This is a genomic window from Shouchella phoenicis (genome assembly GCF_047238345.1).
Classification (GTDB): Bacteria; Bacillota; Bacilli; order Bacillales; family Bacillaceae_D; genus Shouchella.
In genome coordinates this window covers 1,565,117-1,577,007 of record NZ_JBDFMQ010000001.1, presented here as the reverse complement: position 1 = coordinate 1,577,007, position 11,891 = coordinate 1,565,117, and the positions used below count along the sequence as shown (strand labels likewise).

Annotated in this window: 12 protein-coding genes; 1 reads left to right on the top strand and 11 read right to left on the bottom strand. The window is 40.7% G+C overall.

Going from position 1 to position 11,891, the window contains the following annotated elements:
* Positions 1 to 9 precede the first annotated feature (9 nt).
* Positions 10 to 423 (bottom strand): organic hydroperoxide resistance protein, encoded by a 414-nt coding sequence (locus tag ABC361_RS08630; RefSeq protein WP_099300531.1) that lies wholly within the window; start codon positions 421 to 423, stop codon positions 10 to 12.
* 200 nt (positions 424 to 623) lie between these two features.
* On the opposite strand from ABC361_RS08630, the gene ABC361_RS08625 reads away from it, so the two are divergent.
* Complete coding sequence (locus tag ABC361_RS08625) at positions 624 to 1,049, top strand: pyridoxamine 5'-phosphate oxidase family protein (RefSeq protein ID WP_413073602.1); 426 nt, start codon at positions 624 to 626, stop codon at positions 1,047 to 1,049.
* A gap of 71 nt (positions 1,050 to 1,120) precedes the next feature.
* Here ABC361_RS08625 and ABC361_RS08620 read toward each other — a convergent pair whose 3' ends face one another.
* From ABC361_RS08620 to ABC361_RS08575, 10 genes are all read right to left on the bottom strand, one after another.
* Positions 1,121 to 2,434: a pyrimidine-nucleoside phosphorylase gene (locus ABC361_RS08620; RefSeq protein WP_413073601.1), complete on the bottom strand. Its 1,314-nt coding sequence runs from the start codon at positions 2,432 to 2,434 to the stop codon at positions 1,121 to 1,123.
* A 17-nt stretch (positions 2,435 to 2,451) separates the two neighbouring features.
* Complete coding sequence (gene deoB / locus ABC361_RS08615; RefSeq protein ID WP_413073600.1) at positions 2,452 to 3,642, bottom strand: phosphopentomutase; 1,191 nt, start codon at positions 3,640 to 3,642, stop codon at positions 2,452 to 2,454.
* Between the two features lie 45 nt (positions 3,643 to 3,687).
* Positions 3,688 to 4,584 (bottom strand): site-specific tyrosine recombinase XerD, encoded by an 897-nt coding sequence (gene xerD, locus ABC361_RS08610; RefSeq protein ID WP_413073599.1) that lies wholly within the window; start codon positions 4,582 to 4,584, stop codon positions 3,688 to 3,690.
* A gap of 18 nt (positions 4,585 to 4,602) precedes the next feature.
* Complete coding sequence (locus tag ABC361_RS08605) at positions 4,603 to 4,821, bottom strand: YqzK family protein (protein WP_413073598.1); 219 nt, start codon at positions 4,819 to 4,821, stop codon at positions 4,603 to 4,605.
* Between the two features lie 162 nt (positions 4,822 to 4,983).
* Positions 4,984 to 5,808 carry a sugar phosphate isomerase/epimerase family protein gene (locus ABC361_RS08600; RefSeq protein WP_413073597.1) on the bottom strand — a complete coding sequence of 275 codons (825 nt, stop codon included), beginning with the start codon at positions 5,806 to 5,808 and terminating at the stop codon, positions 4,984 to 4,986.
* The gene (locus ABC361_RS08595; protein ID WP_413073596.1) at positions 5,771 to 6,787 is read right to left on the bottom strand and encodes a DUF6005 family protein; all 1,017 of its coding nucleotides are present in this window, start codon (positions 6,785 to 6,787) and stop codon (positions 5,771 to 5,773) included. The genes ABC361_RS08600 and ABC361_RS08595 overlap by 38 nt, the downstream gene beginning before the upstream one ends.
* Positions 6,780 to 7,049: a phosphopantetheine-binding protein gene (locus ABC361_RS08590; protein ID WP_413073595.1), complete on the bottom strand. Its 270-nt coding sequence runs from the start codon at positions 7,047 to 7,049 to the stop codon at positions 6,780 to 6,782. Before ABC361_RS08590 ends, ABC361_RS08595 begins: the two co-directional genes overlap by 8 nt.
* Positions 7,046 to 8,272 (bottom strand): AMP-binding protein, encoded by a 1,227-nt coding sequence (locus tag ABC361_RS08585; RefSeq protein ID WP_413073594.1) that lies wholly within the window; start codon positions 8,270 to 8,272, stop codon positions 7,046 to 7,048. Before ABC361_RS08585 ends, ABC361_RS08590 begins: the two co-directional genes overlap by 4 nt.
* The gene (locus ABC361_RS08580; protein WP_413073593.1) at positions 8,259 to 9,998 is read right to left on the bottom strand and encodes an IucA/IucC family protein; all 1,740 of its coding nucleotides are present in this window, start codon (positions 9,996 to 9,998) and stop codon (positions 8,259 to 8,261) included. Before ABC361_RS08580 ends, ABC361_RS08585 begins: the two co-directional genes overlap by 14 nt.
* Positions 9,973 to 11,769, bottom strand: a complete 1,797-nt coding sequence (locus ABC361_RS08575; RefSeq protein WP_413073592.1) for an IucA/IucC family protein — start codon at positions 11,767 to 11,769, stop codon at positions 9,973 to 9,975. Before ABC361_RS08575 ends, ABC361_RS08580 begins: the two co-directional genes overlap by 26 nt.
* Positions 11,770 to 11,891: the final 122 nt, after the last annotated feature.

The window sequence follows — 11,891 nt, the reverse complement described above, 5'->3', positions numbered from 1 at the left end:
CCCTCCTTATTATTGCGCTTTTGCCGTTAGTTTTACTTGAATGTTTCCTCGCGTAGCTTTTGAATATGGACAGAATTCATGTGCTTTTTCAACTAATTCCTCTGCCTCTTCTTGAGACACACCATTAATTTCAACTTCTAATTCGGCTCCGATTTGAAAGCCATTATCAGATGGATCTTTCACTAAAGATACGTGAGCCGTTGTTTTAGACTCAATGTCTTTTTTTGCATTTGATGCCATTAAGTTTAGAGCGCCATCAAAACAAGAAGCATAACCTGCTGCAAACAATTGCTCTGGGTTAGTTCCTTCTTTTTTAGAACCTGGTTTTACTAGATTTAAGTCAAGAAATTGATCGTCGGATTGTACGGTACCTTCACGACCACCTTGAGCTGTTGCTTTTGATGTATAAACGATATCTGCCATGTTTAACACTCCTCTTTAAACTTTGTACACTCTCTATATAGACGAAATCACCTTTTCATAAACATCGAAAATAAAAGATTTTATACATCTTTCGTTTTTCAAGACGAAAAACGCCTTGTGACGTTCGCGTACATATTCAGGTTTTATTTTTCATTTTGAGAGGAATACTATTCATAGCTTAAGAAAAGGAAGTGTTTGGCATGGATGAAAACAAATTGAAAGAACAAGTGTTAGCTGTTATGGAAGATCATAAAATTGGTTCTCTTGCAACGGTGAAGGACAAAAAGCCACATTCACGCTATATGACGTTTTACAATAAGGATTTTACGCTTTTTACACCGACAGACAAAGACACATACAAAGCTGAAGAAATCGATGAAAACCCTAATGTTCATGTGCTTCTAGGTTATACTGGCGAAGGTTATGATGATGCGTTTATTGAATTTCAAGGAAAAGCTACCATTCGAGACGATCAAGAAACAAAGGATGCGTTTTGGCACGATTCATTGAAACACTATTTTGACAGTGCTACTGACCCGTCGTATATCTTGTTAGAGTTAAAGCCAAAAACCATTCGATTAATGAATAAAGGTGATCACACACCTTATGAAATCTCGTTTGATTGAGTTTATTCACGTCACCCAGAAATAGACCATTGTCTTGAAAAAGACCGATGCCTAGGCATCGGTCTTTTCACTTACCCTTGTTCTGGGTAAATCTCTTTATAGATTAACTTCGCTTTTTCTGGTTGTTCCGTTTGTAAATGATAGCTTGCTTGCACAAGCTCTTTAATGTCTTCAACTTCTTCACGGTTAGCAAGTAGTGTTACTAATGTATCACCAATCTCAACTTTATCGCCGATTTTCTTTTTCAATTTCAACCCAACTGCAAGATCAATCTTATCTTCTTTAGTTGCACGTCCTGCACCTAACTGCATTGCCGCTACGCCAATTTTGTCAGTGGCAATTTCATATACGTATCCTTCTTCAATCGCAGGAACATCGATTTCGTAAGTTGCCTGCGGGAAAAGTGAAGGATCGTCAATGACAGCAGGGTCGCCACCTTGGCTCTCGACAAACACTTTCATCATTTCAACTGCTTTTCCGTTCGCAATGACATCTTCTAACTGTTTTCGTGCATCGTCTACACTACTTGCTTTATCTGCTAAATAAACCATATGGCTTCCCAATACTAAGCATAACTCGAGTACATCCTCTGGTCCTTCACCTTTTAGCACGTCAATTGCTTCTTTTATTTCAATTGCGTTTCCAACTCCTACACCAAGTGGTTGATTCATATCGGAGATGACAGCCATCGTTTTTCTTCCAACATTCGCCCCAATATCAACCATTGCTTTTGCTAGAGCAGTAGAATCTTCTAATGATTTCATGAAAGCACCTGAGCCCGTTTTCACATCGAGCACGATGGCGTCTGAGCCAGAAGCAATTTTTTTACTCATAATAGAACTTGCGATTAACGCCATTGAGTTAACTGTTCCAGTTACATCACGCAGTCCATACAGCTGTTTATCAGCTGGCGTCAGGTTCCCGGTTTGACCTGCTACAGCTAAGCCTTTTGTTTGAACTTGTTCTAAGAAATCCTTCGTATCCATATCACAAGAGAAGTTCGGAATCGCTTCCAGTTTATCAATCGTTCCACCTGTATGACCAAGGCCTCTTCCAGACATTTTTGCAACAGGTACACCTGCAGCAGCCACGAGTGGCACAAGCGCGATCGTTGTTTTGTCGCCAACGCCACCAGTTGAATGCTTGTCCACTTTAATCCCTTCGATTGATGACAGGTCAATTTGATCGCCTGATTCTGCCATTGCAATGGTTAATTCAGCTCGTTCGCTTGAGTCCATATCTTGAAAATAAATCGCCATTGCTAACGCTGACACTTGATAATCAGGAATACGATCAGCTGTATATTCCGTAATAAACCAGCGAATTTCTTCTTTTGTTAATTGTAATCCGTCTCTTTTCTTCTCGATAATGTCAACCATTCTCATTGTAGCGCTCCCCTTTTCTATTGCTTATTTGCTTGTAATTCTTTTAAAAAGCTTGTTCCGTAATCTGGCGCTTTCACGTTAAAGTTGTCTGCAATTGTGGCACCTAAGTCTGCAAACGTATCACGATGCCCAAGGTCAACTGCTTTAAGCTCTTTGCCATAAACAAGTAATGGCACAAGTTCTCTCGTATGATCCGTGCCGGTGTGGGCCGGGTCATTTCCGTGATCGGCTGTAATGATGAGTAAGTCGTCTGCTTTTAACTTCGGAAGCAATGCTTGTAATTGTTCATCAAAAACATTAATCGCCTTTCCGTATCCTTCAACATCACGACGGTGTCCGTAAAGAGCATCAAAATCAACGAGATTTAAAAAGCATAACCCCGTAAACGATTCATCTACTTGCTTCATTATTTTCTCCATGCCGTCATCATTAGACTCCGTTCGAATAGAGGTCGTAACTCCTTCACCATCATAGATGTCAGAAATTTTCCCTAACGCAATCGAATCTAAACCAGCGTCTTCAAGCGCATTCATAACCGTTTTTCCGAATGGCTTTAGCGCATAGTCGTGACGATTGGCGGTACGCTTCCACCCTGAGGCATCTCCGACAAACGGGCGAGCGATAATTCGACCTACCATATATTTCGGATCTAACGTTAATTCACGCGCAATTTCACAAATGCGGTAAAGCTCGTCCACAGGTACAACATCTTCGTGTGCAGCGATTTGTAAAACCGAGTCAGCCGATGTATACACAATTAATTTCCCTGTTTCTACATGTTCACTGCCAAGCTCATCAAGAATCTCAGTTCCTGATGCAACTTTATTTCCAATGATACCTCGACCCGTTTTCTCCTCTAGTTCGTGAAGTAATTCATCTGGAAACCCATCAGGGAATACGCTGAATGGTTCATCAATTCTTAGACCCATAATTTCCCAATGCCCTGTCATGGTGTCTTTGCCGACAGAAGCTTCTTGCATAATGCCGTAACTTGCCATAGGGTCTTGTACAGCTTCAATTCCTTTTAAGGGCGCTAGTTTTCCTAGACCTAATTTTTCTAATTGAGGAATGTGAAATGCCTCATACTTCTCAGCAATTGAGCCGAGGGTATTTGTCCCTTTATCACCAAATGCTTCCGCATCAGGCGCTTCCCCAATTCCGACTGAATCCATTACAATTACAAATACGCGATTAAATGTGTGTGTCAATGTGTGTTCCTCCTGTTAGCTAACGCCGTTTTAATTCCATTCCTATTATGCTCTTGGATGATGTTTTAAATAAACATCCTTCATACGTGTTTTGGTCACATGTGTGTAAATTTGCGTTGTAGAAATATCAGAATGTCCGAGCATTTCTTGTACTGAACGCAAATCAGCCCCGTTCTCTAACAAATGTGTCGCAAAAGAATGGCGCAACGTATGCGGACTAAAGTTTTTTTGGATGTTTGCTTGTTTTGCACGTTGCTTTAAGATCTTCCAAAACCCTTGTCGTGTGAGCGGTTTCCCATAATGGTTTACAAATAAATACGAGTGATGATTTCTTTTTAACAGTATGCCTCTTCCCCGGTCCAGGTAATGTGTTAACGCTGTTGACGCTGCTGTTCCAAGGGGGACAATTCGCTCCTTGTTTCCTTTGCCGATGACGCGTAGAAATCCCATCGTCAAATGGACATGATCTAATTGTAAGGACGTTAACTCAGTCACCCTAAGTCCTGAAGCATAGAGAAGCTCAAGCATAGCCGTATTTCGCAGCTCCAATGCTTCACTTCCAAACGTTTGTGGCTGTAAAAGGCTTTCTACCTCATCTGCACTTAAATAGTGAGGAAGTCGCTTTTCTTGCTTTGGTGATTCAATCAATGAAGAAGGATCGCTTTGTGTATAACGTTCCCGGTATAAGAAACCATGTAACGATCGCACCGATGTAAGCACCCTCGCCATTGTCGCCGGTGATTTTCCGCTATGTTTAAGCTCGTACAAAAACGATTGTATAATGTGATGAGTCACGTCTGTAAATGATGCGACGTTTGTGTGCTCTAAGTAACCGACATACTGCTTTAAGTCCCGCTGATAAGAATCTAACGTATTCGTGGACAACCCTTTTTCAACTTTTATAAAATGGACAAATTGATGAACATCCTCTTGTAAACGCATCCTCGTACCCCTTCATTCTTATTCACCGTCTAATAAAAACAGTGTTAGACGCTGAAGCACGTTCATGTCTTCATCAGAAACGGCGATTGACGATGCTTTTAACGCATTCCCTTCCGGTACATCATATCGATGCAACTCGCTTAACTCATCCGTCACCCATAGAATACCATAGTAGAAAACGGCTGTGCATGCAACAAATAAGATTACCGCTTTCATTGTGTTAAATAGAACTCTCATCCTTTTTCCCTCACTTTTCATAGTCTCTGTCTTCTACACTATGCCAAGTTCAAGCAAGTCTATACATGTAAATCAAAACGATTTCGTGCACCTAGGTATGTATACATAAAAATACTACCAGAGATTTTGTTTTTTCAACTCTGGTAGCATCGTTTAGGAAAGTTAATGATAAATCTTTTTCTTTTGGTAGGGAAGCAATTTTCGATTATCTGCCTGTAAAACGTCAAACGGGTGATGACCAAACCATTCAAGTGACACATGAAAGTTACTTACATCATGTTTAGTGAAGAAATGGTGATAATCAATGCATCCTGTAAATAGACTCGTCATCCCTTTTCTGGAATCCGAAGGCTGAAATACACGCTCAGGATGAAACACACTTAATTGGCTGCGGTCCGTCACATTTTTAAGATGAAGATGGGTAATAAACGGATAAAGCTCGATAAAAGCTTGACCAATATCAGCCCCACTCTCCCAAGCATGAAGCACATCAAAATTCACTTTTAATGAAGGGTGGTCAACCTCGGCAAGTAATTGAAGCGTTGAAGGAATGGTATCACATAGCGTCCGAGGGTGAATTTCTACCAATACATTCATTCCATTTCCGGAAACCATTTCACATACCTTTCGGAGTTTTTTAACAAGCCTGTTTCTCTCTACCTGCTCAACGTGATCGCTCCCTTGATTGCCAGCAAAGACTCGAATCTGATTGGTTTCCCAACGCTCAGCTAAAAAAATTAAGCTTTTCGCAGCAGAATATATGGTTGACCACTCTTTTTCAAAGGGTAAATAATCGCTTAACATCGGTACAACCAGCCCATGTGAACGCATCCACTGCCCGTTTAACTCTTTATTAGCCTTTAAATGCCTAGCATGGGTCCCCCACATTTCAATACCATCAAACCCTTGCGCTGCCGTCCATTGTGCAAGCTGTTCGATCGATTGCAGGCTATTTCGAAATGAAATCGTACAGATTGATACGTTCATCGTCTCCTCCTTTTACCTTGTTAACCATCTGGTCCCTTTCCTTCGCCCATTTCTCAAAATAATGGATTAGTTGTTGTTTGATTTTCATCTCGCGCTCAAACTGACTTTTAAGTTGTTCACAAAGCTGATCATAGTCAGCTTGCCTTTTTGTTTTTGCAAGCTTAATCGCGCGATATTGTACTATCTTATAGCCTTTTTCTAATGCCTCAATTTCGTCACACCAGTTGTCAAATTCCGTCTCATCGAATTGTAACTTAAACCAGAAAAACGCAAATGCATGCTCATACGCGTATTTACGAATTGCGAGGACAGGTAATTGTTTTAACGCATCTCCGAGCTCATTTAGTAAATAATCCTCGTCAAACCAAAACATATCCACAATTCGCTGAACCGTTTCTGTTAAAGGATTGGTTTTTTCTTTCATACATGTGCGAAAATACGCATCAACCGTTTCGTCTGTTGGCGGACGAATGTGGTCACCACTAAACACATAGCCACCACCGACGTGAGGGGATTGTACCGCTTTTAAAATATCTTGCTTCTTCATGCACCCTTCCCAACGAAAATCTGGATCAAACATGAACCACTTTTCCGGATTCTCGGTTTTTTCTAACATGACATAGTGAGGGAAAGGGGAATGATGAAATTTATTCTCTCGTTCAGGTAACAAAGCAAGATCGAGCATCACCATGACATGAATATCGTCCCTTTTTTCTTCCACTAGTTGAACAAGCTTTTGTGTGTTCGTGGATTTGCTTTCTAGTGGCTCATACCACTCCTCTAACCTAATTCCGTACAATGTTTCATACCACTCTTTGAAAAACGTATGGTCCACATTATCGGAATGATAGGTTAGCACCCCTTGTTGATCCACAAAGAAATCCGCATCCCAAAGGCCGAAATAATAAGGTCTATGATCAATGCCACGTTTTTTTAAAAGTTCACATACACAACTCACAAAACAATGAACTTTAATCATAGGCTGGCGTCGACTGGTGCTTTCCTTCAATAAAGCGCGCTAAGCTTTCAACGTTATAAAACGTATCCCGATCAAGTTGTTCATCAGGGATTGCAATGCCGTACTCCGTTTCCAGTTGAACTAACAGGTGCAAAATCATGACAGAATCAACCGCCAAATCTTCATTTAATCGCGCTTGTTCATGAAACAAATGCAGTGTATGTACATGTAATTCGTTTTTTAAAATAAAGTGAATTGTCTCTACCGCTTCTTTGTAGGTCATACTTTACTCGCTCCTAACTCTTTTCTGTTTATTTTCCCGTTCGGCCCTTTTGCAATCTCATTCACAAAATGAAATTCTTTCGGTATTTGATGAGGAGCAAGATAAGCTGTGCACCACGCACGTACTGCCTCTTCCTGCCCTGTAGTATTTACTACTTGTACACAAACACGCTCTCCAGACAATGCATCTGTTTTCTTATATACAACCGCGTCTTTCACCTCATGGTGTTGAAGCAGAACGCGTTCAATTTCAAAAGGATACACATTTAAACCAGCAACATTAATCACATCGCCTGAACGTTCAACGTAATAGAGGGTGCCATTCTCATCAAAGTAGCCTAAGTCATCTGTATGGTGGAATGTGTGCGCACCCAAAATCGAAATCGTCGCTGGATCTCCTTTTCTCCCTGCTGTCACATTATGGTGAGCGAGTGGACGGCCTATTTCATCAGGATGATCAATATTGGTTCCGATACTAATACAGCCAATTTCCGAACACCCGTATTGTTGCATCACAAAATGACTCGCAGCTTTTATATCTTTGAGCCATGCCTCTGGTAAACGAGCACCTGAGGTCATGACTCCATTCAAGGTGTGTTTCGCCACTTTTGCAAGTAAATGAAGCAGAGGTGGCGCCGCATAGAGAACATGATTTGGATACTTTTTTGTTTGTGCGAGCACATAGTTTGGATTTTGTGTTGTCAGCACAACAACCGTCTTTCCTTGGTACATGCCTGCTAGTACACCGCTAATTAGTCCGTAGGAATGCGTGACAGGGCAAGCCACAATGATCGTATCCACATGTACAGATGTAAATGCACGTTTATATGCTTCTAATTCATCGTCAATCGAAGTCCATGAACGAACGATTTGCTTTGGCATACCTGTCGTGCCTGAACTAAACTGAACAAGCCCTTTTTCATGGTTCGCTTTAGCATCATGTAGCGTAATGGGTGCTTCCATCGTCTGATAAAATAAATAGTAGCATCCTCCTTCCCTTGCAATTCGTTTTGCAGCTTCAATGGGCGTTGAGGGATGGATCGGTACAATGCTTGCATCTTTTTCTTTTAAATAAGAAACGAGCATGATCCATTTTCCACTATCATTTGGACAAACGGCAATTCGCCATTTCTCTGCCTTTGCCCAAATCGGATGTTCATTCAGTTTGTCTTTATATCGCTTAAACGCCTCTTCTGAAAACGTTTGTTCATCAACGTGTAACAAGATGGGCTTCCTCCATTCGTATACCAGTTTGAATAAGATGTTGAACCGCTCCATGATGTTGCCATTTTTTTCGAAAGAGCGATTCAGTTGCTTGCACTTGAGAGAAAAAATGAAACGAATCAAAACGATCTTTTGAAAGAGCGTTATTTTCTCGATAATTGCCTAAGCACTTAGAGATGATTGTCCAAAAGGATTCTTCTTTAAACCCGTACACAACATCTAACTGCCATGACAGTTCAGATAAGTGATACACAAAAAGTGTATCCACCACTAGTTCTCTTAACGCTTCAACTGACGACATCCAGTAATAATCATTCACTTTTCCAATTTGAAACTGTTTATGCAGGGATGAAAAGTCGGGGATAGCCTCTTTATTCCTTAAATAAGGTTCATAATATTCTAAACTCTCGTGGAAATCTCGCAACATAATCCCTTTAGGCCAGCCATTTTCTTGAATCAGAATGACATTTTGTCCATGTGCCTCTAGAGCAATCCCATATTCCACACATAAATGGATAATGGGCAAAACGCTAACGTTTATAAATTGGGTAAGCCAAGCTTTTTTGCCGTGTGTTTTTAGGCAAGCATCAATGAATAAAAGGCCATCGTTCTCGATCATTGAGAGCGCATTAAACGGAATGGCTTCCTCTCCGTCTTTTAACTGACGTGTAACGCTGTCTCGAAATAGCACATTTAGTTGATCTTTTATTCTTGGATTCTTCCCCGATTCATACGAAGCGCCTGCATATTCTTTTAAGATCCGCACATCGCCATGTTTATAAAAAAATGAATCTTGATCGACAATCGCTTGTAGCCAAAGGGAGATTGGTGCAGCAGCTGCGATGCTTTCAGATTGAATCGATCGCACAGAAGATGTATTCATGACATGCAGAGGCAGCTTAATATGCGCTTTCTGTAAATCGCTGTAATTTAACAGCGTACGTAACGACTGGGAAGCACCATACTCATCACCGTATGTGCCTAAATATAAGATATCTTTTGTTTTCAGTTCATCTTCCAGTACCTCATCTTTCAAATATGACCATTGCCACGGATGAACCGGCATTAATCGATATTCATAAAGCTGACCACCTGCTTGACATAAGGCTTCAACAACTTTCTTCCATGTTTGATGACCAAATTCTTTCTGTAGAAAACTATGTTCTTCTTCCGGATAGTAGGTCACAACATCCTCTTTTTTAACCCCTACCCAAACTAGCTGAAACGTTTCATTGGTTTCGTTGCCATACGCTTGATGATCAACAAGCGTGAAACCTGTTCGTGCTTTAAAACAAGGATGGTACGGATGTCCTTCGATAAGTGCTGCTTCTAGCTGTTCATACGACAATTCTCTTCTAGAACGCAGCGGTACAAGATGTTGTTCATTCCATTCAGATAATAAAGCAGTTTGCTTTAATTCGTGCAGGAGCACTTGTTTTTGCTGGTGTGTTAACGGTGCTTCGCCAATCAAGTCGTCAATCGTCGGGATCGCTTGGCTACCTTTGTCTTTTTTTAACGGCATTCCTTGAAGCCGAACACGATCAAAAGCAGAGCGCTTTCCTAAGCATTGATATGTAGAGATTGGTCCCTGAACAATAAACTGTTTCCATCCTTCATCAAGGTCATATTCTTCATACGGCAACAGTTTTTCAAACAAAATAGCCTCCATACACTGACGAATGATTCGTTGCTCTACTTGATTAGGTAGCTTGGATCGTTTGCTCATGATGAACCTCCGTAGCGTTCTTTTGTAAGAGCGGATTCTTTATATTGACATAAACTGCTTGTTCAAGTGCTTCTGCTAACTCATCCACATCATGAAATCGTGTAAGCAAGTTCGCTTTGAAAGCAAGCGTTTCATTTGTCAACAAACCTTGTACAAACCTTCTCCCTGCCCCTTTATAATTTTGACCACTTTGTTCAAGTCTTGTTCGAAGGATTTGAACCAATTGCCACTCATCCATTAACCCGTCCACACCAAACCGATGGATGATGCCAAATATTTGATTCATAAACAAATAGTATGTAAAGCGATTATTGATCTCTTCATCCTCATAAAACAACCCCTCTGCTTCTTCTAACTCAGGTTCTTGGCTCAATAAACGTCCACGGTAGGATGTCGCTAAATAGTATCCTTGGTTGTCACGATAGTAATAGGTTTTAGGGTAGTCGTTCTTTAGATCAAGTAAACTATTTTGCTGGTGCGCTTCTAACGCAATTCCAAGCTCATCATATAACGAGATTAACGGCATAATGGCATTCTCGAGGTAATGACGAAACCATTTTTCACTAATGACACGAACTGATTGATGTTCTTGCTTCGCTCGACGCTTAATAATCGCTGCTAATTTTGAATCACTCCCTGGGATAGGGTCTTGCACAAGCGCTGCGATCGACGTAATCCCTTCTCCCCCATCTTTAAAAGGATTACAGCGAATAATGGTCTCAAAACCTGATTCTTTTATATTTGGAAACGACACGTTCATGTAGGCTGGATCCGTAATAAACTGACATGTATCGCTCTGCCAAGCACCTGCTTTAATAAGTTTTGCCACAAGAATACCAGCTCGTAATTCATGTTGTTTATTCACTCGTAAGGAATTCGTCACTTTAACAGGTATGGAAAATTTGTACATCCAGCTACTCTTTTCATGGTAAACGGTTCGTAATGACGATGTTGCCGTGAAATGTTCACCTAACGGACCTTTATCTTGGATAAGACCGTCTTTTATTGCTTGTTTTACATGAGGCTGATCACGTAAATAATAGGCTTGCAAAGGATGCATGGGAAACGGAAACCACTTCTCATCTAAATCGCTGCATTCCCCATTTTCATGGACAATGTCCCAGACACGCTCATCAGCAATTGATTCTTGCTGAATTAACGTATGATGAACATAAAAATAATACAGTTGGAACGTTCCTCTTAATTCTGGTGCATATGCGGCGTGCTGCCAAAAAGCCATTCCTTGGCGACTTTTTGGTGTTGGGTGAAGCCAGTGACCAAATAGTAAAGACTGTTCAGCTTCAATAAACGATTGTTTAGGATCATGAATATTCTCGTCAGTTGCTAAGCGCTGTTCGAGATACGTACACATGGTATGATAGCTTTCGAGCATGCGGACTAGACATTCATCAAAGCAAGATTGAACGGCTCCACCTTTTTGTACCGATTCAAAATGAAGTTCCTGTATAAGCGTAATGAATACCAATAGCGTCTCCTGTTCAACCCAACCGGTGTGAGCGTTCCCCTTCAAAACCGTGCCAAACGTGTGACGACCGACAAGGGATTGATACCATACTTCAATTCGCAAACTATCTTGCTGTTTTGGTAGCTGAATCTCTAGAAAAAGCTCTGATTGAAGCAGAGTCGAATGATGATCTTGATTAAGTAAAGAAACAGGTAATATGCTCCCTTCATTTGTTTCACGAATATAACTATTAAGAAAAGCTTGTAAAGACGCATTTTCAGCTATACGTTTAGCAGATTGCTGCATAAAACCTTTCCTTCCTTCTTAAATGATAGTGATTCTCAATTGAACTCAAAAAGAAATGACCGCTTTCGGTCCATATCGTCATTATATTGAAAATGATTCTCATTATCAATATTTTTTTGAAG

What these genes read in the sequence shown, in the direction of transcription:
- xerD (WP_413073599.1), bottom strand. Translation starts at nt 4,584, where the DNA reads ATGCGTTTACAAGAGGATGTTCATCAATTTGTCCATTTTATAAAAGTT.
- ABC361_RS08605 (WP_413073598.1), bottom strand. Translation starts at nt 4,821, where the DNA reads ATGAGAGTTCTATTTAACACAATGAAAGCGGTAATCTTATTTGTTGCA.
- ABC361_RS08590 (WP_413073595.1), bottom strand. Translation starts at nt 7,049, where the DNA reads ATGACCTACAAAGAAGCGGTAGAGACAATTCACTTTATTTTAAAAAAC.
- ABC361_RS08595 (WP_413073596.1), bottom strand. Translation starts at nt 6,787, where the DNA reads ATGATTAAAGTTCATTGTTTTGTGAGTTGTGTATGTGAACTTTTAAAA.
- ABC361_RS08575 (WP_413073592.1), bottom strand. Translation starts at nt 11,769, where the DNA reads ATGCAGCAATCTGCTAAACGTATAGCTGAAAATGCGTCTTTACAAGCT.
- ABC361_RS08625 (WP_413073602.1), top strand. Translation starts at nt 624, where the DNA reads ATGGATGAAAACAAATTGAAAGAACAAGTGTTAGCTGTTATGGAAGAT.
- ABC361_RS08580 (WP_413073593.1), bottom strand. Translation starts at nt 9,998, where the DNA reads ATGAGCAAACGATCCAAGCTACCTAATCAAGTAGAGCAACGAATCATT.
- ABC361_RS08630 (WP_099300531.1), bottom strand. Translation starts at nt 423, where the DNA reads ATGGCAGATATCGTTTATACATCAAAAGCAACAGCTCAAGGTGGTCGT.
- ABC361_RS08600 (WP_413073597.1), bottom strand. Translation starts at nt 5,808, where the DNA reads ATGAACGTATCAATCTGTACGATTTCATTTCGAAATAGCCTGCAATCG.
- ABC361_RS08620 (WP_413073601.1), bottom strand. Translation starts at nt 2,434, where the DNA reads ATGAGAATGGTTGACATTATCGAGAAGAAAAGAGACGGATTACAATTA.